Origin of the sequence: Agrobacterium larrymoorei (assembly GCF_030819275.1) — a bacterium.
Classification (GTDB): Bacteria; Pseudomonadota; Alphaproteobacteria; order Rhizobiales; family Rhizobiaceae; genus Agrobacterium; species Agrobacterium larrymoorei_B.
Genome location: NZ_JAUTBL010000002.1, coordinates 1213476 through 1240085 on the forward strand (window position 1 = coordinate 1213476; position 26610 = coordinate 1240085).

The window sequence follows — 26610 nt, forward strand, 5'->3', positions numbered from 1 at the left end:
CAAGGGGGAGAGCCCGTTTTTCTGTCTTCACGCCTATATGCAACCTCTGGAATTTCCGTCAGGATGAAACAATTGCAGATAGGTGAAATTGTGTCGCTGGAACGTGATCAGAAGCTGCCTGTCATTAGCGCTTCGACCTCTCACTCAGCCATGATCATGGAAATGCGTCCGCCCGAATGCCGGTTCAATTTGCCAGCAATGTCGAGTTCAAGAAGCAGCAGATAGACGGTCGACGCGGGCAGGCCGGTGTGGCGGATAATGTCGTCGGTCTCGACAGGCGAGGGGCCGAGTGCCTCAGCGAGGATGGCGCGCTCCTTATCTCCGGCGTGGTGGCCTGCGCTTTGAGAGATGGGCTGATCCTCTGTGCCGTCTCTCGCCACGTGCGGCAGATCGAAGCTCGGCTCCATCATCGGCGAGAGCGCATCGAGAATATCCGCCGCTTCCGTCACCAGCGTTGCACCGTCCTTGATCAACCGGTTGGTGCCGTGACAGCGAGAGTCAAGTGGTGAGCCGGGCACCGCGAAGACGAGACGCCCAAAATCTCCAGCCAGCCGCGCGGTGATGAGAGAGCCGGAGCGCTCAGCCGCCTCAACGATCAGCACGCCGAGGGACACGCCGGCAATCAACCTGTTGCGCCGCGGAAAGTCTCTGGCACGCGGCTCCCAGCCAAAGGGCATCTCGCTGATGGTGGCGCCACCATTGGCGTAGATGTCATCCAGCAAGCGGAAGTTTTCAGGCGGATAGGGCTTGTCGAGACCGCCTGCCAGCATGGCGACGGTGCCGGTCGAAAGGCTGGCGGCGTGAGCGGCCGCGTCGATGCCGCGGGCGAGACCGGAGGCGATGGTGTATCCCGCCTGTCCGCATTGTCGTGCCAACATCGCTGCAAACTTCGCACCATTGATGGAGGCGTTGCGGGAGCCGACGATTCCAAGAGACGGGCGGATAGCCGTAGCACCGGAGCCCTTTATCGCGATCAAGGGCGGCGCACCGTCGATCTCGAGCAGCGCGGGCGGGTAGTCCGGCTCGCCGATGCCGACGAAGCGTGCGCCAAATCGTGTTGCGGTTTCCATCTCGCGCTCGGCCTGAGCAGGTGTCGCGATGCGTGGGCTGCGTACTGAACCGCCACGACGGGAAAGGTCGGGCAGGGCTTCCAGTGCCGCGTCAGCACTGCCGAACTGATTGATCAGATCGCGGAAGGTCACCGGGCCGATATTGTCGCTGCGGATCAGCCGCAGCCATGAAAGCTTTTGACGTTCCGTCAGGACGATGCCGCGTTTCGCTTCTTCCTCACGCGACATATCTGCCCCCAGCCCCCCGAGACAATCGTGTCTCAGCCCTTCTTGCCGATCTTGCTTTCGGTGCCTGCCAGCAGCCGCTTGATGTTTTCGCGATGCATATACCAGGAAATGATGCTGAGGATTGTCACCAGCAGTGCTGTCTTCTCCGGTCCCAAGATCCAAAGGACGATCGGGATGATAAGCATGGCGACCAGCGCCGAAAGTGACGAATACTTCGTGACAAAGGCGGTGATCAGCCAGATGGCGGCAAAGGCCAGCATCATCAGTGGAGCGGCGCCCAAGAGCACGCCGATATAGGTCGCGACACCCTTGCCACCCTTGAAGCCAAGCCAGACCGGGAAGAGATGGCCGAGAAAGGCGAAGAAGCCCGCCACCAGCGATGCCTCATATCCCCAGAGCGCATTGGCGATCAGCACCGCAGCCGTTCCCTTGAAAGCATCGCAGAGAAGGGTTGCCGCAGCGAGCTTCTTGTTGCCTGTGCGCAGCACATTGGTCGCGCCGATGTTGCCTGAGCCGATCTGGCGAACGTCGCCGAGACCCGCGGCCCGCGTCAGAAGCAAGCCGAAGGGAATGGAGCCAAGGAGGTAGCCGATGATAGCGGCAAGAGCGAGAAATGCCGGCGCTGTCTCCCAAACGGTCAATGCAGTCATGTCTATGTCCCCTCTTCACGTGCGTCGTCGCGCACCAACATTTCTACTGCAGTGAATGAACGAGCTTGCCCGCAACATATGTGCTGACGGCGCGGCCGCTGAAGCGTGCATCCTCGAACGGCGTGTTCTTCGAACGCGACACGAGGTTCTTTTCCGAAACCAGCCATGGCTCATCGAGATCGATCAGGGTGATATCGGCTTTTGCGCCAGGTTTCAGCGTTCCAGCATCGAGCCCGAAGATCTGCGCGGGTCGGGTCGAAAGCGCATCGATCAGTCGCATCAGCGGAACCTGATCGCTGTGATACAGGCGAAGCGCTGCTGCCAGCATGGTTTCGAGGCCAATCGCGCCGCTTGCCGCATCCGAGAAGGGCAGACGCTTGGTATCGACATCCTGCGGATCATGCGAGGAGACGATGATATCGATCGTGCCGTTCTTCAGTGCCTCGACCATGGCGACGCGATCGTCTTCGGCCCGTAGTGGTGGCGAGAGTTTGAAGAAGGTGCGGTATTCGCCGATATCGTTTTCGTTAAGCGTCAGATGGTTGATCGAAATGCCGCAGGTCGCTTTCGCGCCTCGCGCCTTCGCAAGCTTGATGGCCTCGGCCGATTCCGGCACGGAAATCTTGGCGGCGTGGTAGTTGACGCGCGTTAGCGCCGCGATGCGCAGGTCACGCTCCAGCGGAATGATTTCTGCTTCCTTGGGAATGCCTGGAAGGCCGAGCCAGCTCGCCAGCAGCCCCTCATTCATATCGCCATTGCCGATATATTTGTCGCGTGTCTCCAGCGAGATGACCGCACCAAATTCGCGGGCATAGGTCATGGCGCGGCGTAGCACCAGCGTATCGGACAACGCCTTGCGACCATTGGTAAAGGCAACCGCCCCGGCTTCCTTCAACATGCCGAACTCGGTCATCTCCTCACCCAGCAAGCCCTTGGTCAAAGCAGCTGCCGGATGAACATTGACGACGGCCTTGTCGCGAGCGGTCTTCTTCACATATTCCACCAGCGCGATGTCATCGATGACGGGATCCGTATCCGGCATCATGATGATGCTGGTCACGCCACCAGCGGCGGCCGCGCGCGAGGCGGACTCGATCGTCTCGCGGTGTTCGGCACCCGGTTCTCCGACGAAGACGCGGGCATCCACAAGTCCTGGAACAGCAAGAAGTCCCTTGGCGTCGCGGACCGTTGCGCCATCGGGAACACCCTGGTTCTGCGCATCCTTGCCAGCCGCCAGAATGGTGCCGTCGGCGCTGATGATGATCGTTCCGGTCTCATCGAGATTACGCGACGGGTCGATGATACGGACATTGTTGAGGACGGTCGCAGCACTCATACGCGCTCTCCCATGTTCTGAGAAAGAAGAAGTGTTTCCATCACGGCCATGCGCACGGCGACACCCATTTCCACCTGGGCTTCGATCACGCTTTGCGGTCCATCTGCCACTTCGGATGCGATTTCCACGCCGCGGTTCATCGGGCCGGGATGCATGACCAGCGCGTCTTCCTTTGCAGCCTTCAGCTTTTCCGCATCGAGGCCGTAATAATGGAAATACTCGCGGATCGAAGGCACGAAGGAGCCCGCCATGCGCTCGCGTTGCAGGCGCAGCATCATCACCACATCGGCGCCCTTCAGGCCTTCCTTCATGTCGTGATAGACTTCCACGCTCATGTCGGCGATGCCGGAGGGCAGCAGCGTTGGTGGTGCGACGACACGCACCCGCGCGCCCATCTGGTTCAAGAGAATGATGTTGGAGCGGGCAACGCGCGAATGCAGCACGTCGCCGCAAATCGCAACGGTGATGCCGGAGAGCCCGCCTTTGGCGCGGCGGATCGTTAGCGCGTCGAGCAGCGCTTGCGTCGGATGCTCATGCTGCCCGTCGCCGGCATTGACGACCGAGCAGGCGACCTTCTGTGCCAAGAGTGCTGCCGCACCGGCAGAGGAGTGACGCACGATCAGAACATCCGGTCGCATGGCGTTCAGCGTCATGGCCGTGTCGATCAGCGTTTCGCCCTTCTTCACCGAAGAGTTACCGACGGACATGTTCATCACGTCGGCACCCAGCCGTTTGCCGGCCAGTTCGAAGGAGGATTGGGTGCGGGTAGAGGCTTCGAAGAACAGGTTGATTTGCGTCAGCCCGCGAAGCGTGGATGTCTTCTTCTCCCGCTGGCGGCTGATCTTTACGGCCTCATCGGCCTTGTCGAGAAGAAGTGTGATATCCTGATGGGAAAGCCCCTTGATGCCAAGCAGATGGCGATGGGGAAAATAGACCATGGAACTGTCCTCCGGGCCGGAATAGTCAGTCGCGGTCTATAAAGACAGGTGGCTTTGTCGGCAAGCATGGGATAAGCCGGGAACGAGCCTATCTAGGCATTTAATTGCGAATCCCGATAAAAGTACACGATGACAGATATGAACCGGACCGAAGAACAGCTTGCCGAACTGAACCAGCCTAGCCTCTGGTCCGGGATCAACGCCTATCGGTCCGATCCGCTCATCGTCGATCTGACCTCCAACCTATCACGCCCGCTTCGCGATGAGCTGGATCAGATCGGTCGCTACGTCACCTCTGCCGAAGCCCAGGAACTGGCGCGCATGGCAAACCGCAGCACGCCACAGCTGCACACCCACGGCCCGCGCGGCGAGCGTCTCGATCAGGTGGAGTTCCACCCGGCCTGGCATGCGCTGATGCGCCGCTCCATGTCGTCCGGACTGCACAGTGCGGCCTGGGAAAACTCCGCCGATACGCGTGGCAACGAGCATAAGGCACGCGCCACGAAGTTCTATCTGACGGCGCAGCTTGAAGCGGGTCATCTCTGCCCGCTGACCATGACGCATGCCTCGGTGGCGGCGCTGATGGCATCGCCCCGCGTGCAGAACGAATGGGCGCCGAAAATCCTTTCGCGCAAATATGATTCCTCACAGAAACCTGCGATGCAGAAGACGGCCGTGACCGTCGGCATGGGCATGACCGAGAAGCAGGGTGGCACGGATGTGCGCGCCAACCGCACCACCGCAGAGCGGGTGGGCGAGGGCATCTATCGCCTCTCCGGTCACAAATGGTTTCTGTCGGCTCCGATGAGCGATGGCTTCGTTATGCTGGCGCAGATGGGCGACGGCATGGGATGCTTCCTCGTGCCGCGCTTTCTGGAAGACGGCTCGGCCAATGGCCTTCATTTCCAGCGTCTGAAGGACAAACTCGGCAACCGCTCCAATGCGTCGGCTGAGGTCGAATTCAGCGATGCCTTCGGTTATCTGCTGGGCGAGCCCGGTGCCGGCATTCGCACCATTCTCGACATGGTGACGCTGACGCGACTCGACTGCGCACTGGCGTCCTCCGGGATGATGCGCGCGTCGCTGGCGGAAGCCGTGCATTTTGCCCGCGGTCGTTCGGTTTTCGGTAAGCCGCTCGTCAACCAGCCGGTGATGACGCGCGTGCTGGCGGACATGGCGCTGGATGTCGCTGCTGCGACCGCCTTGTCCTTCCGCTTAGCGACTGCCTTCGACAGCGCCCGCAGCAACCCGGCGGAAGCGGCTTACGCGCGCGTGATGACGCCGATCGTCAAATACTGGTGCTGCAAGATCGCGCCCGCCCTGATCTATGAGGCGATGGAAAGCCTGGGCGGCAATGGCTATGTCGAAGAGCGCCCGATCGCCCGTCACTATCGCGAAGCCCCGGTCAACGCCATCTGGGAAGGCTCCGGCAACGTCATGGCGCTTGACGTGCTGCGTGTGCTCCAGCGCGGGAAGGATCTGTTCGATCTCGTCTTCGAAATTCTTGAACGCGATCTCGGCCCTTCGGGCAAAAAGACCACGGATGTACTGCGCGCCGCGATTGCACTCTGCGAGCGTGACGAAGGCGCTGCCCGTCTGCTGGTAGAGCAGTTTGCTCTTGCCGCTGCTGCTGCCGAACTCTGCCGTATCGGGGCAGGGCGCATCGCCGATGCCTTCCTCGAAACGCGCCTGGCAGGCGGCTGGCGTCATACATACGGCATGCTCGATAGCCGCTTCGATCCCACCTACATCATCGATCTGCTTTACCCGCCGGTGTCGTGATGCTCACCTTCCGCAAAGCCGTTCCGCAAGACGAAGAGGCGCTGTTTGCCATTTGCCTTGCAACGGGCGACGCGGGCAAGGATGCCTCGCATCTTTACGGCGACGACAAGATCGTCGGTAATATCTATGCCGTTCCCTATCTCCATCTGTGTCCAGACAGCGCTTTCGTTGCCGAAGACGGGGAGGGCGTCTGCGGTTACATCGTCGGCGCCACTGATACCACAGGTTATCAGGAAAAGCTCGAGCAGGCTTGGTGGCCGAAGCTGCGCGAGCTTTACCCTCTGGCGGAAGACACGGCTGAGCCTCTGCCCGAGGAACATCGCAAGCGCGTGGCCTTCATTCATCAGCCATCCCGCATGCCCGCCTCGGTACTTCAGAAGTACCCCGCCCATATCCACATGAACCTGTTGGAGCGAGCCCGCGGCACCGGTGGCGGTTCTCGGCTGTTGTCGATGTGGGTGGAAATGGCGCGGAGCAATGGCATCCCCGGCATCCATCTCGGCGCAAATCCTGAAAATCACAATGGTATCGCCTTCTGGCAGGCGCGCGGTTTTTCGCCGCTTGCGGGGATGCCGGCTGGCACCGCGTGGTTCGGGATGTCGTTGGGTGCCTGACCCTGCGGAATAGCCATCCTTTCCACCATCCACAGGAAAGCTATGGCTGCTAGGCTCCGTCTCGATTGTCGCGTTGTTAACTCTTTGCTAACCGCGCATGATAGGTCACCACACGGAGATTCGGAAAAGCCATGCTCGCCATCGATGGCACTGCCGCCCTCATGTCGCCCGCGCCGGAAAAGCGCATCAAGGATCGCGCCGCCACGGAGAAGGCGATCTTCGCTGCGGCAAAATCCCTGCTGGCGGAAGAAGGCTTTCAGGGTTTCGGCATCAACGCCGTGGCGCGTCGCGCCGGTTGCGACAAGCAACTGATCTATCGTTACTTCGGCGGCCTCGAAGGCTTGGTTTCAGCCATCGGCGAGGATCTGGCATCCTGGGTGCAGGAGCGCATTCCGCAAGATACAGGCGGTATGTTCCTGCTGACCTATGGTGACCTGATGGAGAGGCTGATGCTCTCCTATCTCGATGCGCTGCGCGCCGATCCGCTGGTCTGCAAGATCATCGCCTGGGAAGTGTCCGAGCAGACCCCGCAGGTGACGCAATTGGCAGACGCCCGTTCGAAAGCGCTGGCCAGGTGGATCGATCGCATGCGCGGTTCTCTCCAGCCACCGAAGGGCGTAGACCCGGCCGTGATGAACGCCATGCTCTTTGCCTCCATCCAGCACCTTGTCATTGCCGGAACAACAAATGGCCAGTTTTCCGGCGTGTCGCTGAAAAGTGACAAGGATTGGGACAAGATCGCCACGGCGGTCAAGCGTGTCGTTCGAGCCCTCTACGGCTGATCCATCGTTCCTTAGACGACTTTCAAACTGAAAGAAGGCGCGTTGCCTTGCCCGACGCGCGGCGCCTGTTCGGCCCTTTGTTATCCACATCCCAAGGTCCCGCGTTAACCATAAATGCAGGTTTCATTTGCTCCGCGTTAACCTTGAGTTCATGGTGTTAACGATTTGTTAACCATGAATTCCGAGCTGGATGAGAAGGAAGCGATGTGAGCCGCTGGATACCTTTGAGCGTCATGATGACGTTTTTCGCCCTGCTACCACTCGATCTCAATGCCCCGACACTGAACCTGTGCATCATGGCGTTGCTGCGCTGGGGCGTCATCGCCGTTCTGCCTGACGACCAGATGGCTGGAACGACCTTGGCCGGGGAGCGAATGGCATGAAGTGGTTTTTGATAATGTGGGCGGGCCCCGTGCTGCTGCTCAGCAGTTGGTATGGCTTGTCTTATTACGATATGAGCTTCGGCTTTTTTATGCTGACGCGGCAGGCGCATGATCTGGTTTTCCAGATCTATGGAAATGTGCTAGGGATTCCACCGGAGACGATCCCGCCGCTCGTGGCCCGCGCGATCGTTGTCGACAGCCTGATTGTCTTTGCGATCATCGGCATTCGCAAGCGCAAGGCGATTGCCGCATGGTGGCGCGCGCGTCAGCCGTCCGTCGACGCATCTCTGGCAAGCATCGAGAGCCGATCCAAGGCACCCTGAAGGATGAAGCTGGCTGCGGCGGAATCGATCCGCTCGGCGCGCTTTGCCCGCGACACGTCCATTTCCAGAAGCGCTCTTTCGGCCGCCACGGTGGAGAGCCTTTCATCCCAGAAGATAAAGGGGATATCGGTCTTCTCGCTCATCGAGCGGACGAAGGCACGCGTCGCCTGAACGCGCGGCCCGGCAGAGCCGTCCATATTCATCGGCAGGCCGATGACGAAGGCGGCGACCCTTTCCTTCGCGGCGAAATCCAGAAGCAGCGCTGCATCCTGGGTGAACTTGATCCGCTTGAGCACCGGGCGAGGGGTGGCAAAGCGCCGCGATAGGTCCGACATGGCAAGACCGATCGTCTTTGTGCCGAGATCGAGACCGGCGATCGCCTGTCCCGGCCCCAAGGTCTCAGCCAGTTCTTCTATCGTCAGCGTTGCCATGCCCTACCTTTATCTCTTGCGGACGAATTCCGTGCGCAGCACCAAGCCCTTGACCGCATCGCTCTTGCAATCGATTTCTTCTGGATTGTCGGTGAGGCGGATCGACTTGATCACGGTTCCCTGCTTTAGCGTGGTGCTGGTTCCCTTGACCTTCAAGTCCTTGATCAGCGTGACGGAATCACCATCTGCCAGCAAATTGCCAGCGGCATCGCGAACCTCATTCGCCTTGGCTGCCGCCGCCGCGATTTCCGATGCGGGGCGCCATTCGCCGCTCACCTCGTCATATACATAGTCGTCATTATCAGCGGCCATCTTATCGCTCCAAAGTAAGGTTTTGGGTGTTATGGCCCGTCCTATCTCATAGTATGACCAGAACACAAAGGAGAACTTAGATGAAAATCACCTGGCTCGGCCATTCCGCTTTCCGCCTCGAAACAGGACATGCAAAGATCCTGATCGATCCGTTTTTCACCGGAAATCCAGGCTTTGCCGGACAGGACGCCAAGGATGCGGCAAGCGGCATCACCCATATTCTCCTAACGCACGGCCATGGCGACCATGTGGGTGATACGGTTCGGCTCGCCGCAGAGACCGGTGCAACGGTGCTCGCAAACGCCGATCTTGCAGCATGGCTCGGCTCCAAGGGTGTTCAGAAGCTGGAGATGGGCAATACGGGCGGAACGGTCGGTTTCGACGGTTTCTCAGCCACCTTCACCAATGCGCTGCACTCCTCTGCGCAGATCACCGAAGACGGCGTGTCGCACTCGCTTGGCAATGCCAATGGCCTGATGCTGCACTTCGAGGATGGCCCGACGGTCTATCACCTGGGCGACACGGACATCTTTTCCGATATGGCGCTGATCAACGAGTTACACGAGCCGGATGTCGGCCTTGTTCCCGTCGGCGACCGCTTCACGATGGGTGGCGCGGTGGCCGCTCTTGCCTGCCAGCGCTTCTTCAAGTTCCGCCACGCCATTCCCTGCCATTACGGCTCATTCCCGATCGTCGACCAGACTGCCGACAAGTTCGTCTCGGGCATGGACGGGTCGGAGACACGGGTGGACGTGCCGAAGGTTGGTCAAGTCCTGACATTCTGATGACCCGGCATCGGCGTGTCCTGGCCCAAAACTGCGCCGCAGAGGGCCACGACACGCTTTCTACCGTTGCGAAGGACGGACATGGTCATTATAGCGGGTAGAAAATTCTTGACCGGAGTAGAACCATGTCCGTCGATCTTGCCACCGTGAAGCGCGTCGCGCGCCTGTCCCGTATTGCCGTTAGCGAAGACGAAGCCAACACCATGCTTGGCCAGTTGAACGGCATTCTCGGCTTCGTGGAGCAACTCTCGGAAGTGAATGTGGATGGCGTAGAGCCGATGACTTCTGTCACGCCGGTTGCGATGAAGAAGCGCCCTGACGTGGTGACGGATGGCGACAAGGCCGATGACATCGTTGCCAATGCGCCCGCCACCGACCGCAATTTCTTCATGGTCCCGAAGGTGGTCGAGTAAGCGGTTCCCGTTTGCTCCCACGTTGAAAATTCAAAAGTTTCGAAAGCTGTTTCCGATATGACCGAACTGACCAGCCTCACCATTGCCGAAGCGCGTGACAGACTGAAGGCCAAGGAATTCTCCGCCGTCGAACTGACGGATGCCTATCTGACCGCCATCGACGCCGCCAACGATAAGCTGAATACCTATGTCGTGACGACGCATGACAAGGCGCGTGATATGGCAAAGGCCTCCGATCAGAAGCTGGCCGCTGGTAATGGCGGTGCGCTCGAAGGTATTCCGCTTGGTGTGAAGGATCTGTTCGCCACCCGCGACATTCACACCCAGGCCTGCTCGCATGTGCTGGACGGCTTCAAGCCGAAATACGAATCCACGGTGACTCAGAACCTGTGGGATGACGGCGCAGTCCTTCTCGGCAAGCTCAACATGGACGAATTCGCCATGGGCTCGTCGAACGAGAGCTCTTATTACGGCCCTGTCGTAAACCCCTGGCGCGCTCAGGGTTCTGACAAGAATCTCGTTCCCGGCGGTTCGTCCGGTGGTTCGGCCGCAGCCGTCGCGGCGCATCTTTGCGCCGGCGCTACCGCAACCGATACTGGCGGCTCCATCCGCCAGCCCGCAGCCTTCACCGGCACCGTCGGCATCAAGCCGACCTATGGCCGCTGCTCGCGCTGGGGCATCGTCGCTTACGCGTCCTCGCTCGATCAAGCTGGCCCGATTGCGCGCGACGTTCGCGATGCGGCAATCCTGCTGAAGTCCATGGCCAGCGTCGATGCCAAGGACACGACCTCCGTTGATCTACCGGTGCCGGATTATGAGAAGGCCATCGGCCAGTCGCTGAAGGGACTCAAGATCGGCATTCCGAAGGAGTATCGCGTCGACGGCATGCCGGAAGAGATCGAAAAGCTCTGGGCTCAGGGCGTTGCCTGGCTAAAGGATGCCGGTGCCGAGGTTGTCGATATCTCTCTGCCGCACACCAAATACGCACTGCCGGCCTATTACATCGTGGCACCCGCCGAAGCATCGTCCAATCTCGCCCGCTATGACGGCGTTCGCTATGGCCTTCGCGTCGATGGCAAGGACATTGCCGACATGTACGAGAAGAGCCGCGCTGCTGGTTTCGGCTCGGAAGTGAAGCGCCGTATCATGGTGGGAACCTATGTTCTGTCTGCCGGCTATTACGATGCCTATTACCTGAAGGCGCAAAAGGTCCGCACGCTGATCAAGCGCGACTTCGAGAACGTCTTCCACGAAGGCGTCGACGCTGTTCTCGCGCCGATCACGCCATCCTCCGCTTTCGAGATCGGAGACAAGGAACTGGCTTCCGATCCGGTCAAGATGTACCTGCAGGACGTCTTCACCATCACCGTCAACATGGCGGGCTTGCCAGGTCTTTCCGTTCCGGCTGGCCTTGACGGCAAGGGCCTTCCACTCGGCCTTCAGCTGATTGGCAAGCCTTTCGAGGAAGAAACGCTGTTCAAGACGGCGCATGCCATCGAGCAAGCCGCGGGCAAGTTCACGCCCGCCAAGTGGTGGTAAGCGGCCTGATCATTCGTGCCATGACCGAGGCCGATCGCGATGCGGTCGGCCTCGTTGGTATTCGCGCCTGGCGATCGAGCAGTGCATTTGAAGATACCTATCTCGATCCCGTTGTAATCGACCGGGTGCGCGGCGAGTTTGAAGTCTTCGCCAGAGAGACCAACTGCGATGTCGTCGTTGCAGAGATTGACGGCATGATTGTCGGTTGGGGTGCGCGCGCTGGAGAGCCGGACTACATTTCCGATATCTGGATCGATCCTGAACACCAGGGCAAGGGCATCGGTCGAGTCTTGGTTGGGCATTTTCTGGATGAGATGTGCAGCGCCCATATTCAGACAGCCAAGATCGCCACCCATGCCAAGAACATCAACGCCATCCGCGCCTATGAACGTTGCGGCTTTCGCGTGGTGTGGCAGGGCACGCAATGGTCGGAGAGCATGAAGGTGGAACTTCAGAAGGTACGGCTGGAAAAGCCCCTCTGAAGAACAAGCCTGTTTATCCCGTGATCCTCTGTTATGCTTCAGGCACACAATCACGGGAGGCCACGATGACATCTGAAACCGCAAGGCATGAACTCATTCTGATGCGCGAGATCGACGCGCCGCCGGAGAAGATTTTTCGCGCCTGGACTGATCCGGAACTGTTGAAACAATGGTTTTGTCCTAAGCCTTGGGGCGTGTCTCACGCTGAACTTGACGTTCGTGCAGGGGGCTCAAGCATCATCGTCATGAAGGGACCGAACGGCGAAGAGGTTGAAAACCGCGGCGTTTACCTGGAAGTCGTGCCGAATAAGAAGATCGTTTTCACCGACGCTTTCAAGTCCGCCTGGGTACCATCGGATAAGCCCTTCATGACGGGCATTGTCCTTCTTGAACCGTTTGGCGATGGCCGCACCAAGTACACGGCCATGGCACGGCACTGGACGGAAGAAGACAAGCAGACGCATGAGGCCATGGGCTTTCATGAAGGCTGGGGCGCTGCCGCAGATCAACTGGAAGCGCTGGTTGCGACCATCTAGCAGGTTTGCTGAGGCATCCGAAGCCAAGCTGCCTGTCGTCCAGCGCATGACGACGCAAGGCTTTGATAGGAGCGGCGGGTGCCTGACCGCCGCCCCTGTTCTCAGCGATTGTTGAGTTCGCCTCTCACCAGTTCCAGCCCACGCGTGGTAATGCGATAAGGCTGGCTTCTGGAGGACGAGATTGCTCTTTTGCTCTTCAGTTTGCGGAAGGTGATGAGATCGAGCCCGCTGAAAACCCAGCCGTCGCGCGTGTAAAGCACGGCTTTCTCGATCTTGCGGTTCTCGTCTCGTATCAGTTCAATTATGCCACCCTGCGCAAGCAGGTGGAGGATGCGCTGTTCTGCGCGGGAAATGTCCATGGTTTGGAATCCGGCTTGCGTCCAGATGGACGCGTGAAAACAAACCCGGGTGCCATTGGCATCCGGCTCGGTTTCAACATGGCCCGGCACGCAAGAGACTTGCGGGCAGGGCCTTTACCGGGACTCCGACTGAGAGAACATCAAAACTCCAAAGTTTGTCGTTCCTGATTAAGAGCTTGCTGCCTTTCAGTCAAGAATCCGCCGAATCCACGCGGTCATTCCCGATGCCACTGGAAGAATCGCGGGGCCGATGCTTTATCTCGTCGGGCCATAGGGACCAGAACGTGATCGTCATTCGCAACGCAAATGAACAGGATGCGCCCCATCTTGCGGCCATCGGCCTGCAGGCATGGCGGGTCGCAAGCTCTGCGCTGGGGCTGACGGCTGTCCTGGAAATGAACGCGGCAGAAGCCTTTGCAGGCTTCACGCAATCCTTCTGGCATCGCATCCTCGTTGTCGAAAGACACGGCGCGCCCGCCGGTTGGGCGGCGCGGGAAAATTCCGACGATATGATTTCCGATTTCTGGATCGATCCACGGCTTCAACGGCAAGGCCTTGGCGGCAAGCTCCTCAGTGCGGTGGAAGATCAGGTCCTTGCCGCGGGCTTTTACTCAATCGGGCTTGAGAGCCACGCTGGTAATGAGCGAGCGCTGTCTTTCTTTCGCAAGCATGGATACAACGTCAGTTGGCTGTCGATGAAATATGCGCGAAAGCTTGACCGCGAAGTCCAGACCATCGGACTGCGCAAGGCGTTGAAAGAATTCGACACGACGACCTATGGTCCGTCTTTCTAACCGCAAGACCGCTCGGAGAACTTACGCGGCCCAGACGAAAAACACCCACAGGGCCGCCACTGCGAGGTGAAGAAAAACGATTGCCAAGAGCAGGCCGCGAAACGGCTGCTTGCGTGTCTTGTGATGCAGCATGTGTTGCGCTGTCACCGCGCCGAGACTTCCGCCCGCCAACGCGCAAAGGAGCAGGGTCTTTTCGCGAATCCGTCTATCATCTCGTCTTGCAGCACGCTTGTCCCACCAGAAGAGGGCGAAAGCGATGATGTTGATGAGGGTATAGATGCCGAAAGCCGCGAGGATGAATGTCATGATCGGCTCGATAATCCAAATCACGCTCGGCGGGCATTCCCGATCGGTTAAAAAGACCAGGCTTTAGCCGTAAGCGCCTCAGAAGTCTTGCACCTCTCGGCCAATTGCTCTACCTCACCACGGATAGAAATTCCGTATCTTATGAGCTTGATATGACCCTTGTAGACGTTCGCACACCCGACCCGAAGCGTTTTATCCCCGGCGCCACCGGCGACTGGGAAATCGTCATCGGCATGGAGGTCCACGCGCAGGTTCTGTCCAATTCGAAGCTCTTCTCTGGCGCTTCCACCACCTTCGGCAATGCGCCAAATTCCAACGTGTCGTTGGTCGATGCGGCCATGCCCGGCATGCTGCCGGTCATCAACGAAGAATGCGTGGCGCAGGCGGTTCGTACCGGCCTTGGTCTCAAAGCCAAGATCAACAATCGCTCCATCTTCGACCGCAAGAACTACTTCTATCCCGACCTCCCGCAGGGCTATCAGATCTCGCAGTTCAAGGATCCAATCGTCGGCGAGGGCACCATCACGATTTCGCTCGGTCCGGACCGTCAGGGCAATTTCGAGGATATCGAGATCGGCATCGAACGTCTGCATCTCGAGCAGGACGCTGGCAAGTCGATGCACGACCAGCATCCGACCATGTCCTTCGTCGACCTGAACCGTTCTGGTGTTGCGTTGATGGAGATCGTCTCCAAGCCGGACATGCGCTCGTCCGATGAGGCAAAAGCCTATCTGACCAAACTGCGCTCCATCGTTCGCTATCTCGGTACCTGTGATGGCAACATGGACGAAGGCTCCATGCGCGCCGACGTCAACGTCTCGGTGCGTCGCCCGGGCGAAGGCTTTGGAACGCGTTGCGAGATCAAGAACGTCAACTCTATCCGCTTCGTCGGTCAGGCCATCGAATACGAAGCCCGCCGCCAGATCGCCATTCTCGAGGATGGCGGTGTCATCGATCAGGAAACCCGCCTTTTCGATCCGGGCAAGGGCGAGACGCGCTCCATGCGCTCCAAGGAAGATGCGCATGACTATCGCTACTTCCCCGATCCAGATTTGCTGCCGCTGGAATTTGACGATGCCTTCGTGGAAAGCCTGAAGGTTGGTCTGCCGGAACTGCCAGACGACAAGAAGGCGCGTTTCGTGGCCGAACTCGGCCTCTCCGTCTATGATGCCTCGATCCTGGTGTCGGAAAAGGCGATCGCCGATTATTACGAGGCCGTGGCTGCCGGACGCGATCCGAAGGCGGCTGCCAACTGGGTGATCAACGATCTGCTCGGCGCGCTGAACAAATCCAGCAAGTCGATTGAGGAAACACCTGTCTCGCCCGACCAGCTTGGCGGCATCATCGACCTTATCAAGGCTGGCACGATCTCCGGCAAGATTGCCAAGGATCTGTTCGAGATCGTCTGGAACGAGGGTGGCAACCCGGCAGAGATCGTCGAAAGCCGCAGTATGAAGCAGGTGACCGACACCGGCGCCATCGAAAAGGCCGTAGACGAAATCATTGCTGCGAATCCAGATCAGGTGGAAAAGGTCAAGGCGAAGCCAACACTTGCCGGCTGGTTCGTCGGCCAGGTGATGAAAGCAACAGGCGGCAAGGCAAATCCGCAGGCTGTCCAGGAACTGGTGAAAGCCAAGCTCGGTATCGAGGAGTAAGTCGGCGTCCGGCCTCTCGCTGTGGGACGCCGGTGCTTTCCTCCGTCGTCCTCGTGCCAGGCGCTGGGAACGTCGAGACGACATTAGCAATGCCGGGATCGCTCCCGGCTTTTCTATTTTGATGGGAGTAATATGGTGTTCTTCATTCGCACCGCTGGTGAGCGGGATATTGAACAGGTCCGATCTTTGCTGATGAAGACCTGGCACGCCACCTATGATCCGATCTATGGTACGGACAAGGTCGATGACATGATCGCCCTGTGGCACACGCCAGCGGCATTGAAGGAGCGCGTCGAGAAAAAAGGCGGCGAGTTTCTGGTTGCCGATGATGGCAAGCGCATCGGTGGCATGGCCTATGCCGTCATGTCCACCAGCATGGCGAAAACTGCGTTGCTCTATCAGCTTTATGTCGATCCCCAGTTTCAGCGTCAGGGCGTTGGGCGTGATCTGTTCGCCGAGCTGGAAACCTGCTTTCCCGACGCGGAAATCATGCGGCTTGAGGTCGAGCCTAAAAATACTGTCGCAATCGCCTTCTATGAAGGCGTCGGCTTCTCCGAGGTGGACCGAATCGAGCGCATGGCAGGCGTCGAGGGGATGCCGGGAATCGTGATGGAAAAGAGCTTGAGGCAGTAAGAGAATGGATGGTCTGATCGTTCGTGAGGCACGCAAAGAGGATGTCGCGGCAATCGCTGCGATGTTTGCCGCTGATGACGTGGGTGGGCATGGCGACACCACCGATGAAGCAGCTATGCCCGACTATCTCGCGGCCTTTAGGGCGATCGCCAGGTCACCCCTCGAAACACTCTACGTCGCTGAGTTCGAAGGCAAGGTGATCGGCACCTTCCAGACGGTGATTCTCACCAAGCTCGCCGGGCGTGGTGCGGTGTGGATGGTGGTGGAAGGGGTGCAGACCAGGGAAGATATGCGCGGTCGCGGCATCGGCGCGACGATGATCCGATACTGCATCGCAGAGGCTGAAAAGCGTGGCCTTGCTGGCGTTCAGCTCACCTCCAATATGGCGCGCATCGACGCCCACCGCTTCTATGAAAGGCTGGGCTTCGAGAAGCGCCATTTCGGCTTTCGGCTCAAGCTGAAATAATCGTCGTGACGTTGGAAAAGCTGGACAATCGTTGGTGAGAACGTCATAAGCTTGTGGCTGTGCGAGTGCGAAAGCAACGCATGTGAAAAGCCCGAGGAACGGATAATGAAGACTCTTCTGCTGCAAATCTTCACCTGGTGGAACGGCCAGACGATTGGAACGCGCTTCCATACGTGGCGCTTCGGCAAGAAGGTGGGGCAGGATGAGTTTGGCAACACCTATTACGAAGGTGGCACCACCTCCTGGGGCATGCCGCGCCGTTGGGTGATTTACAACGGCTACGCGGAAGCTTCGGCAATCCCGCCCGGCTGGCACGGCTGGATGCATTACCGCACCGATACGCCACCGAGCAAGGAAAGCTATGTCGCACGCGACTGGCAGAAGCAGCACCAGCCAAACCTGACCGGTTCCGCTCAGGCTTACCGTCCTAAGGGATCGATCGCTGTTCCGGGTGAACGCCCGCGCGTCACCGGCGACTACGACGCCTGGACGCCTGGCGGCTGATAAACTTCACCCAAGGCCCCGTGTGCATCGGGGCGAAAAAGGGCGGGCATTTCATCATGGCCGCCACCCGCTTTTGCCACATTCGATCTTTAGGCGTGATGGGCGCTTCGATAAGCGGGGCAGATTTCTGGAGACGGTTTGATATGAGAACATTCACGCGGGATGTATCTTTGCGTGCACTGGCGGTTTCGCTTCTGGCGCTTCTTCCGGCAGTGGGTCTCGTGTCTCCGGCTTCCGCCGCCCGCCTTGAAAACAAGGTCGCCGTCTTCTCCGGTATCGACAAGATCACCGGCCGCATCACCTCCTTTGACGTCTATATCAACGAGACGGTCCAGTTCGGTGCGCTGCAGGTCACTCCCAAAGTCTGCTATTCGCGCGACGACACCGAAGCACAGAAGATCGATTCCTTCGTCGAAGTGGATGAAATCACCCTCGACCGCAAGATCCGCCGGATCTTTACCGGCTGGATGTTCGCCGATAGCCCCGGCCTCAACGCCGTCGAGCACCCGATCTATGATGTCTGGCTCACGGGCTGCAAGCAGGACTCAGACGTCCCGCCGCCATCGACGGCGAGCAAGTAACGGTCCAATACCGTGATCGACTGAAATTCAATTGCCTGACTTCTGCCCATTATTCTGCAACATGTCCAAGACGGTCGGTTGTCTCGAAGCCACGAAAACTGGAACCACAAATTTCTTCGATCGCATTGCGACTGGCACGTATTTTAGCTTCAGCGTAGTGAAAAGCTGTTGAACCGCGCTCAATGTTTTCCATGAACTGTTCTTGTGGTTTGTTACTTTCACCGACTCAATTTCGCCTTTGCGGTTGATTGTGAAGCTGACAAACATGTGCTGGTCTTGGAGTGCCAGCAGGTCGGAATTCAAACTGAGCTTATACATTTCGGCACGGATTTGTCGGACGATAATTTGCTCGTTCGTAAGAGTGGCTTGCTCCGGAGCTGCTTCAGAACTCACGCTTATGGCGATAAGGAACGCAATTATCCAGCGCATGATATCCTCAAATAATACAAAATAAGTTGATTATTTATGTCATGTTTATTGCGTCGGCAAGCGAAGAGTTTTGGGGTCCTGTCGGTTGGGCATGACCGACCTTAGGTACTAATGATGCGGACTAAAAATCTAAATCCAGGGCGTTCACTGCGCGGTCCAGCATTTTCGCATACTCGTCCTTCGGTACGTCAATCGCGCCAAAGGTTTTGAGATGATCGGTGGTGAACTGGGTATCGAGAAGCATGAAGCCTTGCGCTCGCAGTCGCTCCACCAAATGAACGAGGCAGATTTTCGAGGCGTTGGTGCGGCGGGAGAACATACTTTCCCCAAAGAAGGCAGCACCCAGTGATACGCCGTAAAGACCGCCGACCAGTTCATCACCCTCCCAGGCCTCCACACTGTGTGCGTGGCCGATCTCATGCAGTTCGGTATAGAGCTTCCGGATCGTCTCGTTGATCCAGGTGTTCGGGCGATCCGGCGCTTGCGCCGCGCAACCCGCCATGACGGCACTGAAGGCCGTATCGAAGCGGATGTCGAAAGGCTTCTTTCGAATCGCTTTGGCGAGACTTTTCGAAACGTGAAAATCATTGAGGGGGATGATGCCCCTCAGTTCCGGCTCGACCCAGAATAACTCTGGGTCGTCAGCCGCTTCGGCCATCGGGAAGAGGCCGATGGAATAGGCGCGCAGCAGCATGTCGACAGTGATATCGCTATCTCTGCTGCGCCGCCCCATTCCTTAGTGCGCGTCGCCGGCCAGATATTTTTCCAGCCAGTGAATGTCGTACTCGCCCTTCAGGATGTCTTCGTTCTGAAGCAGATCCTGGAACAGCGGAAGCGTTGTCTTGATGCCGTCGACGACGAACTCGTCGAGTGCACGGCGCAGGCGGCGAATGCACTCGTCACGGTCGCGACCGTGGACGATGAGCTTACCGATCATGCTGTCGTAGTATGGCGGGATCTTGTAGCCCTGATAGGCACCCGAATCCACGCGCACGCCAAGACCGCCGGGCGTATGGAAATAGGTCAGCGTGCCGGGAGAGGGTACGAAGGTCCGCGGGTCTTCGGCATTGATACGGCATTCGATGGCGTGGCCATGGAATTCGATATCGGCCTGCGTAACGGAAAGGCCCTGGCCGGAGGCAACGCGAATTTGCTCCTGCACGAGGTCCATGCCGGTGATCGCTTCCGTAACCGGATGCTCCACCTGGAGACGGGTGTTCATTTCGATGAAATAGAACTCGCCGTTTTCATACAGAAACTCGATGGTGCCGGCACCGCGATACTTGAGCTTGCGCATCGCGCTTGCACAAATCTCGCCGATCTCCATGCGCTGCTCGACGGTGAGGGCAGGGGAATTGGCCTCTTCCAGCACCTTCTGGTGACGCCGCTGCAGCGAGCAATCGCGCTCACCGAGGTGGACGGCATTGCCTTCGCCATCGCCAAAGACCTGCACCTCGATATGGCGCGGCTTGCCGAGATACTTTTCCATGTAAACAGCGTCGTTGCCGAAAGCGGCAAGCGCTTCGGAACGCGCGGTCGAAACCGCCTCGTCAAGATCGGCTTCGGTCTTGGCAACCTTCATGCCGCGACCACCGCCACCTGCCGTCGCCTTGATCAGAACCGGGAAACCGATCGAACGGGCGATTTCCATCGCGTTTTCCGGCTTTACCTCGCCATCGGAGCCGGGAACGACGGGGATGCCGAGTTCCTGGGCTGTCTGCTTGGCGGTGATCTTGTCACCCATGATGCGGATATGCTCGGCGGTCGGCCCGATGAAGGTGATGCCGTGCGCGTCGAGGATATCGGCAAACTTGGCGTTTTCCGAAAGGAAGCCGTAGCCGGGGTGAACCGCGTCCGCGCCGGTGATTTCGCAGGCCGCAACGATCTGATGGATGTTGAGGTAGCTATCACGCGATGGGGGCGGGCCGATGCAGACGCTCTCGTCAGCGAGGCGCACATGCATGGCGTCCGCGTCAGCCGTGGAGTGAACGGCAACCGTCGGGATACCGAGTTCCTTGGCGGCGCGAAGCACGCGAAGGGCGATTTCGCCGCGGTTGGCAATGAGGATTTTGGAAACCATGTGAGCAGCCCTTATTCGATGACCACGAGGGCTTCACCATACTCCACGGGCTGTGCGTCATTGACGATGATTTCCGTCACCTTGCCGGACTTCGGAGCCGGGATCTGGTTCATGGTCTTCATGGCTTCGACGATGAGAATGGTCTGGCCTTCCTTGACGGTCGCGCCGACTTCGACGAAGGGGCGGGCGCCGGGTGCTGGCGACAGATAAACCGTGCCGACCATCGGGGAGGTGACGGTGTTTGCCGGGTTGCGCGCAGGTGCAGCAGGGGCGGCGGCGGCAGGTGCTGCTGCGGGAGCCGCAGGTGCTGCAGCAGGTGCCGGTGCATACTGGGGAGCTGCGGCATAGACGGTTGCAGGCGGCGCGGAGCGGGAAACGCGGATGCGCAGATCGTCCTGCTCGACTTCGATCTCGGAAAGATCGGTGTCGTTGAGGATGTTCGCGAGGTCGCGGATCAGTTCCTTGTCGATACCGTTTTTCTTTTCAGACATGACAAACCCTATTCTGATTGTTTCTTTTTATGCCGTGATGTTCTTCAAGGCGTTGAGCGCCATGATGTAGCCGTAAGGCCCGAAGCCGCAGACCATGCCTTTTGCAGCGGGCGCTATCATCGATTTGTGGCGGAATTCTTCGCGGGCGTGGATGTTGGAAATGTGAACTTCCACGACGGGAACGGAAATGGCGCGAATGGCATCATGCAGAGCAATCGATGTATGGCCATAGGCACCGGGATTGATGACGACACCGGCGGCGCGTTCGCCCGCCTCATGCAACAGATCCACAAGAACGCCTTCATGATTGGACTGATGGCACTCGACAGCAAAGCCAAGCCCTTCACCAGCCACCACGCAGTCGTTTTCGATATCCTTCAGCGTCTTGCCGCCGTAAATGCCCGGCTCCCGCTTTCCCAGCATATTGAGATTGGGGCCGTTCAGGACGAAGATCGTGTTGCTCATTCGCGGTTCCGTCAAAAATCAGCGCCACCTATAGACTGCGCGACCGTCAAGGAAAAGCCCCCGGAGCCTGGAAAGAGGGCCGGGGGCAGCGTAAGTCGAAGTTATTCAGTGGCTTTTGGGCTTTCAGACAGGCCTGAGCATGTCTCTTAGGAGCAGCTTGCCTTGCCGCAACTACGCATATTGGCGATCTTTTCCTTCAATGGCTCGGCACCGACAGCACCGAAGACCGCTTCGTTGCCGATCACGTAAGAAGGCGTACCGGAAATGCCGAGATTGCTGGCAAGGGTGTAGGCTTCCTGAACCTGCGCATCATTCGGGTTCTCTGCCATGGATTTGCGGATGTCGGCTTCCTTCAGCCCGAGCGATGTTGCAACATCCATCGCCTTGGCCTCATTGGCGCGTCCGCGGCTGCCGAGCAGCGTACGCTGGAATTCCGCATACTTCTTTGGCGCAAGCAGCTTAACCGCATTGGAAACCTTGTGCGCCTCGACCGATTCCGGTCCGAGGATCGGGAACTCCTTCAGCACGACACGGACATTCTTGTCCTCTTTGAGGATCTTGTCCATGTCGGCCATGGCGCGCTTGCAGTACCCGCAATTGTAATCGAAAAACTCGACCAGCGTCACATCGCCGTCAGGATTGCCGATCGCGAGATCGTATTTGGAATCGAAAATGGCCTTGGTATTGTCGGCGACAGCTTCCGCCGCTTTGGTATTGCGGGCTGCATATTGCTTCTTCTCCAGGGCATCCTGGACCTCAAGCATGATTTCAGGATTTTCGACCAGATATTCCTTGATGAAGGCGCCGATCTCCTTCTTCTGGTCGGCATCCAGCGCATGAGCGGGGAGACTCGCGCCAAGGGTGGAAAGGGCCGTGACACAGGCAAGTGTTGCTGATCGGATGGAAAGTGCCATGTCGGTCCTCACTGGGTTGGTCGTGGTTTCATCTCGCAGGCAATTACCTTAATTTAAAGGAATTGCCATATCGCAAATAAATCGCGTTCGTTGCTCTCTCGTCATTGTGAAGAGCGCAACAATGCGGCAAATCTCCGTCATAGAGCGCCGGGGCGTCATTTTGGACGCGAAACAGGCGCTCTATCTACTTTTAAGTCTACGCATCATACTTTCCGAAAATCGATTCCGATTTTCGGGCCAAGGCAGTAGCATACAGAAAGACCATGCCCTTGATAACACTGTCCAAGCGAAGCGCCGTTGAGCCTTTTCATGCCATGGATATCTTGGCGGAGGCCAACCGGCGAAGACAGGCGGGGCGTCCCGTCATTTCCATGGCCGTGGGGCAGCCTTCCCATCCAGCGCCGAAGGCGTCGCTGGAGGCGGCCGAAGCCGCGTTGAAGCATGGCCGTATCGGCTATACGGATGCGCTCGGTCTTCGCGAGTTGCGAGAGGCAATTTCCGCCCATTACCGGCTGCGCCACCAGGCAATCATCGATCCCGCCCGTATCGCTGTGACGACCGGCTCTTCAGCAGCCTTCAATCTTGCCTTCCTGGCCTTGTTCGATGCCGGTGATGCGGTTGCAATCGCGAGACCCGGCTATCCCGCCTACCGCAACATCTTGAAGGCGCTTGGGCTGAATGTGGTGGAAGTGCCTGTTACGGCGGAAACGGGATACACGCTGACGCCAGCCAGCCTGGAGCGGGCAGAAACCAAGGCGGGCTGTAAGCTCAAGGGCGTGCTGCTTGCAAGCCCCGCCAACCCGACCGGTACAGTCACCGGCAGAGACGCGCTAAAGCGGCTCGCGACCTATTGCGACAGCCGCGATATCGCGTTCATTTCAGATGAGATCTATCACGGCCTGACCTTCGTCGGCGATGAAACCAGTGCGGTTGAAGTCACCGACAAGGCCATCGTCATCAACTCGTTCTCCAAATACTATTGCATGACGGGCTGGCGGGTCGGCTGGATGGTCCTGCCGGAAGAGCTCATTCGGCCTGTCGAGTGTCTGGCGCAAAGCATGTATATCTCGGCGCCCGAACTATCCCAACTTGCAGCAGCGGCTGCATTTTCCGCGCCCGAAGAGCTGGACATCTACAAGGAAAGTTATCGCACCAACCGCGATTTTCTGATGAGCCGTCTGCCGGAACTCGGCCTGCCGCTGGCCTCGCCCATGGATGGCGCCTTTTACGCCTATGTCGATACCAGCCGTTATTCCAACGACAGTATGGAATTCGCCAGGCGCATGCTCGCAGAAATCGATGTGGCCGCCACACCGGGGCTGGATTTCGATCCTCTGGAAGGGCATCGTGCCATGCGGTTTTCCTATGCGGGTTCGGTTTCGGATATTGCCGAGGCTGTCGGTCGCATAGCAGGCTGGCTGAAACAGGATTGACGGATAAGCGGAGCGAAGTGAGGCGATGACGATGGATAAAGTGGCAGTCGTGACGGCAGGTGGAAGCGGCATGGGTGCGGCGGTTGCAAGGCGCTTTGCGCAAGACGGCTACAAGGTGGCGATCCTATCGTCCTCCGGTAAGGGCGAGGCACTGGCTGCTGAACTCGGCGGCGTGGGGGTAACGGGCTCCAACCAGTCCAACGACGATATCCAGAAGCTAGCCGACCTTACGCTGGAAAAGTTCGGTCGCATCGACGTGCTGGTCAACAGCGCCGGACACGGTCCCCGTGCGCCCATCCTCGAAATCACCGACGAACAGTGGCACACGGGGCTCGACGTCTATCTGATGAACGTTATCCGACCGACCCGCATCATCGCTCCCATCATGGTCGCCCAGAAGAGCGGTGCTATCGTCAATATCTCGACGGCATGGGCTTTCGAGCCGAGTGACATGTTTCCGACATCCGCAGTGTTTCGTGCCGGGCTGGCGGCCTATACCAAGATCTTTGCCGACACATACGCCGCGGACAATGTGCGCATGAACAATGTTCTACCCGGCTGGATCGACAGCCTCCCGGCAACCGAACAGCGCCGTGAGATGGTACCGATGCAGCGCTACGGGAGAAGTGAAGAAATCGCCGCCACCGTTGCCTTTTTGGCTTCCGAGGGTGCAGGCTACATTACGGGGCAAAACCTCAAGGTTGACGGTGGGCTGACGCGCTCCGTCTAACTTTTTTGAAGGTTCGGGAACCGATCTTCTTTCCCAGCGTTGTAGCGGCGCGGGGGAGTGTCCTTTTTAATCTCGATGCCAGAGGGAAATCGCGAGTTGATGGACGCCACGCCCTTTATTCAACTGGGGAATGGACTTGGTTCATATAATTCGCGACTCCGAGCCAGAAGTGTCCGTATTCTCGGCATCCGATGTGGAGCGTTTGGAGGCTCTTGAGGAGTTGCAGATCATCGACAGCGGGCCTGAGCCCGTTTTCGATGATGTGGTTCAGATTGCCAGCACCATTTGCAATGCGCCAGTCTCTCTCATCAGCCTCGTGCAGGAAGAGCGTCAGTGGTTCAAGGCACGTGTCGGGTTTCCCCCGACTGAGACGCCAATCGATCAGTCCGTGTGCCGCTACTCCCTCGATTCTGACGATCTGTTGATTATTCCCGATCTCACGAAGGACCCTCGCACGTCGGCCAACACTCTGGTCACCAAAGCTCCTTTCATCCGTTTCTACGCTGGCGCGAGACTAATTCTTGCAGATGGCGTGGCTGTTGGCGCCCTTTGCGTCATTGACCATGTTCCGCGGCCGGAGGGCTTGACGCCAGAGCAGCGCTCCGTTTTGAAGGCTCTCGCCGCACAGATTTCCGCTCATCTGGAACTCCGCCGCGCGGCAAACCGTCAGCGTGAACTTATTGAGCGCCAAAAACAGATCAACATGATGATGCGCGATAGCGTCCGGACGGCGCTCACAGCGCAGGAGGCCGGGCGGATCGGCACGTTCGAACTCGATATCGAAACGGGAAACATCAAGGTCTCGGCTGAGTTTTGCCGGATTTTCGACGTGCCGCCGATGGGTCACTATCACGCCCGCGATTTCGAGAAGATGCTCCATCCCGACGACCGCGGGCGCGAGTCGTCGGAAGAGACCCGCAAGAATGGTTCGGCCGTCACCACTGTCGAGTACCGCATCGTCACCAGCTCTCGCGGCATCCGGTGGGTGTGCCGTCAGGCGACCTTCGAGCGGGATGAGGATGGCAAGCCGATCAAGCTGCTCGGTACGGTTCAGGATGTCACGCAGCAAAAACGGGCGACCGAACGAATCCGGACTCTCTTGGAACTGGGTGACCGGCTACGAGATCTGAACGACGTCGAAGAGATCGCCCTGACCGCTGCTGAGCTGATGGCGCGTGCGCTGGACGCGACACGCGCGGGCTTTGGCGTTGTTGATCCCGTTCGCGAGACAGTGATGATGCAGCCGGAATGGCGTGCGCCAGGTGTCTCATCTCTGGCGGGCAGACACTATTTTCGCGACTACGGCTCCTATATCGATGACTTGAAGGGCGGCATGAGCGTCGTCATCTCGGATGTGACGACCGATCCGAGGACTAAGGACAAGGCTGACGCGCTGCTGGCGCTTGGAATCCGGCAACTGGTCAACGTTCCCATATTCGATCAGGGCAAATTTGCCCTGGTCGTCTTCGTTCACCACTGTGATCTATTCGAATGGATGGATGACGATCTGGCCTTCGTCAGAAGTTTTGGTGACCGTATCCAGAGTGCGATTGGCCGCTTGCGCGCCGAGGCCGAACAGAACCTGCTGAACCGTGAGATCGGCCACCGATTGAAGAACGCCTTTGCCATGGTTCAGGCGCTTGCGAAGCAGACCCTGAGGCCGGTTCAGGACCGGGGCCCGGTGTTGAATTTCGAGCAGCGCCTCCAGGCGCTGAGCTCGGCCCACGACATTTTGCTTGGCAACAACTGGGCAAATGCCGATGTCCGCACGGTGCTTCTGCGTGTCATCGACACGCTGGGAATGACGGAAAAGGTCGATATTCGCGGTGACGATATTTCGGTCAATCCCAAGGGTGCGCTGTCTCTGTCTCTCCTTTTGCACGAACTCACGACCAATGCCGTAAAGTACGGAAGTCTGTCCTCTGTACATGGCAGGGTCTTGGTGTCGTGGGATGTTCAGGGCGAGAGGGAGGACGCCGTCTTTCGTTTGATCTGGAGTGAGACAAGCGGGCCACCGGTTATCCAGCCGCAATCAAAGGGCTTTGGCTCGCGCCTCATTTCGATGGGGCTATTAGGAACCGGCGGTGTATCGACGCGTTACTTAGATCAAGGACTAGAGGTCGAAATGACAGCGTCTCTGGTTCAACTGCAACAGGTAGCGTAAAC

Annotated in this window: 32 protein-coding genes and 2 pseudogenes; 19 read left to right on the plus strand and 15 right to left on the minus strand. The window is 58.5% G+C overall.

Features of this window, described 5'->3' with window-relative positions; translation table 11 throughout:
- Positions 1-140: 140 nt before the first annotated feature.
- The 5 genes and pseudogenes from QE408_RS23020 to QE408_RS14505 form a co-directional block, all read right to left on the minus strand.
- Positions 141-323, minus strand: a pseudogene (locus QE408_RS23020) (DNA-processing protein DprA); the annotation flags it as partial.
- A gap of 86 nt (positions 324-409) precedes the next feature.
- Positions 410-1298: pseudogene (gene dprA, locus QE408_RS14490) on the minus strand (DNA-processing protein DprA); the annotation flags it as partial.
- A gap of 32 nt (positions 1299-1330) precedes the next feature.
- Positions 1331-1948, minus strand: coding sequence for a glycerol-3-phosphate 1-O-acyltransferase PlsY (gene plsY / locus QE408_RS14495; protein WP_306932315.1), 618 nt, complete (start codon positions 1946-1948; stop codon positions 1331-1333).
- A gap of 43 nt (positions 1949-1991) precedes the next feature.
- Positions 1992-3284 carry a dihydroorotase gene (locus QE408_RS14500; RefSeq protein WP_306932317.1) on the minus strand — a complete coding sequence of 431 codons (1293 nt, stop codon included), beginning with the start codon at positions 3282-3284 and terminating at the stop codon, positions 1992-1994.
- Complete coding sequence (locus QE408_RS14505; protein ID WP_306932319.1) at positions 3281-4222, minus strand: aspartate carbamoyltransferase catalytic subunit; 942 nt, start codon at positions 4220-4222, stop codon at positions 3281-3283. Before QE408_RS14505 ends, QE408_RS14500 begins: the two co-directional genes overlap by 4 nt.
- A 129-nt stretch (positions 4223-4351) precedes the next feature.
- On the opposite strand from QE408_RS14505, the gene QE408_RS14510 reads away from it, so the two are divergent.
- The 5 genes from QE408_RS14510 (at position 4352) to QE408_RS14530 (ending at position 8106) form a co-directional block, all read left to right on the plus strand.
- Complete coding sequence (locus QE408_RS14510) at positions 4352-6004, plus strand: acyl-CoA dehydrogenase family protein (protein ID WP_306932321.1); 1653 nt, start codon at positions 4352-4354, stop codon at positions 6002-6004.
- Positions 6004-6618 (plus strand): GNAT family N-acetyltransferase, encoded by a 615-nt coding sequence (locus tag QE408_RS14515; protein ID WP_306932323.1) that lies wholly within the window; start codon positions 6004-6006, stop codon positions 6616-6618. The genes QE408_RS14510 and QE408_RS14515 overlap by 1 nt, the downstream gene beginning before the upstream one ends.
- Before the next feature lie 131 nt (positions 6619-6749).
- The gene (locus QE408_RS14520; RefSeq protein WP_306932325.1) at positions 6750-7400 is read left to right on the plus strand and encodes a TetR/AcrR family transcriptional regulator; all 651 of its coding nucleotides are present in this window, start codon (positions 6750-6752) and stop codon (positions 7398-7400) included.
- 206 nt (positions 7401-7606) lie between these two features.
- Entirely contained in the window at positions 7607-7783 is a 177-nt protein-coding gene (locus QE408_RS14525; RefSeq protein ID WP_306932327.1) for a hypothetical protein, read from the plus strand.
- On the plus strand, positions 7780-8106 hold the full coding sequence (locus QE408_RS14530; protein WP_306932328.1) for a DUF6105 family protein: 327 nt from the start codon (positions 7780-7782) through the stop codon (positions 8104-8106). The genes QE408_RS14525 and QE408_RS14530 overlap by 4 nt, the downstream gene beginning before the upstream one ends.
- Here the strand turns inward: QE408_RS14530 and ruvX are convergent.
- On the minus strand, positions 8049-8537 hold the full coding sequence (gene ruvX / locus QE408_RS14535) for a Holliday junction resolvase RuvX (protein ID WP_306932330.1): 489 nt from the start codon (positions 8535-8537) through the stop codon (positions 8049-8051). The two genes, QE408_RS14530 and ruvX, sit on opposite strands and share 58 nt — an antisense overlap.
- Before the next feature lie 9 nt (positions 8538-8546).
- Entirely contained in the window at positions 8547-8849 is a 303-nt protein-coding gene (locus QE408_RS14540; protein ID WP_306932332.1) for a zinc ribbon domain-containing protein YjdM, read from the minus strand.
- An 80-nt stretch (positions 8850-8929) separates the two neighbouring features.
- Here QE408_RS14540 and QE408_RS14545 point away from each other — a divergent pair, with 80 nt between their 5' ends.
- The 5 genes from QE408_RS14545 to QE408_RS14565 all read left to right on the plus strand — a co-directional run bounded on the left by QE408_RS14545 (position 8930) and on the right by QE408_RS14565 (position 12604).
- Complete coding sequence (locus QE408_RS14545; RefSeq protein WP_306932334.1) at positions 8930-9634, plus strand: metal-dependent hydrolase; 705 nt, start codon at positions 8930-8932, stop codon at positions 9632-9634.
- 125 nt (positions 9635-9759) lie between these two features.
- Positions 9760-10047 (plus strand): Asp-tRNA(Asn)/Glu-tRNA(Gln) amidotransferase subunit GatC, encoded by a 288-nt coding sequence (gatC, locus tag QE408_RS14550; RefSeq protein ID WP_306932335.1) that lies wholly within the window; start codon positions 9760-9762, stop codon positions 10045-10047.
- 57 nt (positions 10048-10104) lie between these two features.
- A complete protein-coding gene (gatA, locus tag QE408_RS14555; RefSeq protein ID WP_306932337.1) occupies positions 10105-11586 on the plus strand; it encodes an Asp-tRNA(Asn)/Glu-tRNA(Gln) amidotransferase subunit GatA in 1482 nt (493 codons plus the stop codon).
- Positions 11580-12068 carry a GNAT family N-acetyltransferase gene (locus tag QE408_RS14560; RefSeq protein WP_373465583.1) on the plus strand — a complete coding sequence of 163 codons (489 nt, stop codon included), beginning with the start codon at positions 11580-11582 and terminating at the stop codon, positions 12066-12068. The genes gatA and QE408_RS14560 overlap by 7 nt, the downstream gene beginning before the upstream one ends.
- A 65-nt stretch (positions 12069-12133) precedes the next feature.
- Entirely contained in the window at positions 12134-12604 is a 471-nt protein-coding gene (locus QE408_RS14565) for an SRPBCC family protein (protein WP_306932341.1), read from the plus strand.
- Positions 12605-12705: 101 nt separating this feature from the next.
- Here the strand turns inward: QE408_RS14565 and QE408_RS14570 are convergent, their stop codons facing one another.
- Positions 12706-12963 carry a YjhX family toxin gene (locus tag QE408_RS14570; protein WP_306932343.1) on the minus strand — a complete coding sequence of 86 codons (258 nt, stop codon included), beginning with the start codon at positions 12961-12963 and terminating at the stop codon, positions 12706-12708.
- Between the two features lie 284 nt (positions 12964-13247).
- On the opposite strand from QE408_RS14570, the gene QE408_RS14575 reads away from it, so the two are divergent.
- Positions 13248-13757: a GNAT family N-acetyltransferase gene (locus tag QE408_RS14575; protein WP_306932345.1), complete on the plus strand. Its 510-nt coding sequence runs from the start codon at positions 13248-13250 to the stop codon at positions 13755-13757.
- A gap of 21 nt (positions 13758-13778) precedes the next feature.
- On the opposite strand, the gene QE408_RS14580 is transcribed toward QE408_RS14575, so the two are convergent.
- Positions 13779-14063 (minus strand): DUF1294 domain-containing protein, encoded by a 285-nt coding sequence (locus QE408_RS14580; RefSeq protein ID WP_306932347.1) that lies wholly within the window; start codon positions 14061-14063, stop codon positions 13779-13781.
- A 152-nt stretch (positions 14064-14215) separates the two neighbouring features.
- On the opposite strand from QE408_RS14580, the gene gatB reads away from it, so the two are divergent.
- The 5 genes from gatB (at position 14216) to QE408_RS14605 (ending at position 17902) form a co-directional block, all read left to right on the plus strand.
- Positions 14216-15718 (plus strand): Asp-tRNA(Asn)/Glu-tRNA(Gln) amidotransferase subunit GatB, encoded by a 1503-nt coding sequence (gene gatB / locus QE408_RS14585; RefSeq protein WP_306932349.1) that lies wholly within the window; start codon positions 14216-14218, stop codon positions 15716-15718.
- 135 nt (positions 15719-15853) lie between these two features.
- The gene (locus QE408_RS14590; protein WP_306934811.1) at positions 15854-16351 is read left to right on the plus strand and encodes a GNAT family N-acetyltransferase; all 498 of its coding nucleotides are present in this window, start codon (positions 15854-15856) and stop codon (positions 16349-16351) included.
- Positions 16352-16355: 4 nt separating this feature from the next.
- Positions 16356-16817: a GNAT family N-acetyltransferase gene (locus tag QE408_RS14595; RefSeq protein WP_306932351.1), complete on the plus strand. Its 462-nt coding sequence runs from the start codon at positions 16356-16358 to the stop codon at positions 16815-16817.
- Between the two features lie 105 nt (positions 16818-16922).
- Entirely contained in the window at positions 16923-17321 is a 399-nt protein-coding gene (locus QE408_RS14600) for an NADH:ubiquinone oxidoreductase subunit NDUFA12 (RefSeq protein WP_306932353.1), read from the plus strand.
- Between the two features lie 143 nt (positions 17322-17464).
- Positions 17465-17902, plus strand: coding sequence for a DUF2155 domain-containing protein (locus QE408_RS14605; protein WP_062425495.1), 438 nt, complete (start codon positions 17465-17467; stop codon positions 17900-17902).
- Positions 17903-17929: 27 nt separating this feature from the next.
- On the opposite strand, the gene QE408_RS14610 is transcribed toward QE408_RS14605, so the two are convergent.
- The 6 genes from QE408_RS14610 to QE408_RS14635 form a co-directional block, all read right to left on the minus strand.
- Positions 17930-18331 carry a hypothetical protein gene (locus tag QE408_RS14610; protein WP_306932355.1) on the minus strand — a complete coding sequence of 134 codons (402 nt, stop codon included), beginning with the start codon at positions 18329-18331 and terminating at the stop codon, positions 17930-17932.
- Between the two features lie 121 nt (positions 18332-18452).
- Positions 18453-19064 (minus strand): leucyl/phenylalanyl-tRNA--protein transferase, encoded by a 612-nt coding sequence (gene aat, locus QE408_RS14615; protein WP_306932357.1) that lies wholly within the window; start codon positions 19062-19064, stop codon positions 18453-18455.
- Positions 19065-19067: 3 nt separating this feature from the next.
- Positions 19068-20411: an acetyl-CoA carboxylase biotin carboxylase subunit gene (gene accC / locus QE408_RS14620; protein WP_306932358.1), complete on the minus strand. Its 1344-nt coding sequence runs from the start codon at positions 20409-20411 to the stop codon at positions 19068-19070.
- An 11-nt stretch (positions 20412-20422) separates the two neighbouring features.
- Positions 20423-20902: an acetyl-CoA carboxylase biotin carboxyl carrier protein gene (accB, locus tag QE408_RS14625; protein ID WP_306932360.1), complete on the minus strand. Its 480-nt coding sequence runs from the start codon at positions 20900-20902 to the stop codon at positions 20423-20425.
- A 27-nt stretch (positions 20903-20929) separates the two neighbouring features.
- Positions 20930-21367: a type II 3-dehydroquinate dehydratase gene (gene aroQ, locus QE408_RS14630; RefSeq protein ID WP_306932362.1), complete on the minus strand. Its 438-nt coding sequence runs from the start codon at positions 21365-21367 to the stop codon at positions 20930-20932.
- A 146-nt stretch (positions 21368-21513) separates the two neighbouring features.
- Positions 21514-22281, minus strand: a complete 768-nt coding sequence (locus QE408_RS14635) for a DsbA family protein (protein WP_306932364.1) — start codon at positions 22279-22281, stop codon at positions 21514-21516.
- 269 nt (positions 22282-22550) lie between these two features.
- Here QE408_RS14635 and QE408_RS14640 point away from each other — a divergent pair, with 269 nt between their 5' ends.
- The 3 genes from QE408_RS14640 to QE408_RS14650 all read left to right on the plus strand — a co-directional run bounded on the left by QE408_RS14640 (position 22551) and on the right by QE408_RS14650 (position 26608).
- Positions 22551-23714 carry a pyridoxal phosphate-dependent aminotransferase gene (locus QE408_RS14640; protein WP_306934812.1) on the plus strand — a complete coding sequence of 388 codons (1164 nt, stop codon included), beginning with the start codon at positions 22551-22553 and terminating at the stop codon, positions 23712-23714.
- A 25-nt stretch (positions 23715-23739) separates the two neighbouring features.
- A complete protein-coding gene (locus QE408_RS14645) occupies positions 23740-24444 on the plus strand; it encodes an SDR family oxidoreductase (protein ID WP_306932366.1) in 705 nt (234 codons plus the stop codon).
- A gap of 136 nt (positions 24445-24580) precedes the next feature.
- Positions 24581-26608 carry a GAF domain-containing protein gene (locus QE408_RS14650; protein ID WP_306932368.1) on the plus strand — a complete coding sequence of 676 codons (2028 nt, stop codon included), beginning with the start codon at positions 24581-24583 and terminating at the stop codon, positions 26606-26608.
- The last annotated feature ends 2 nt before the right edge of the window (positions 26609-26610 follow it).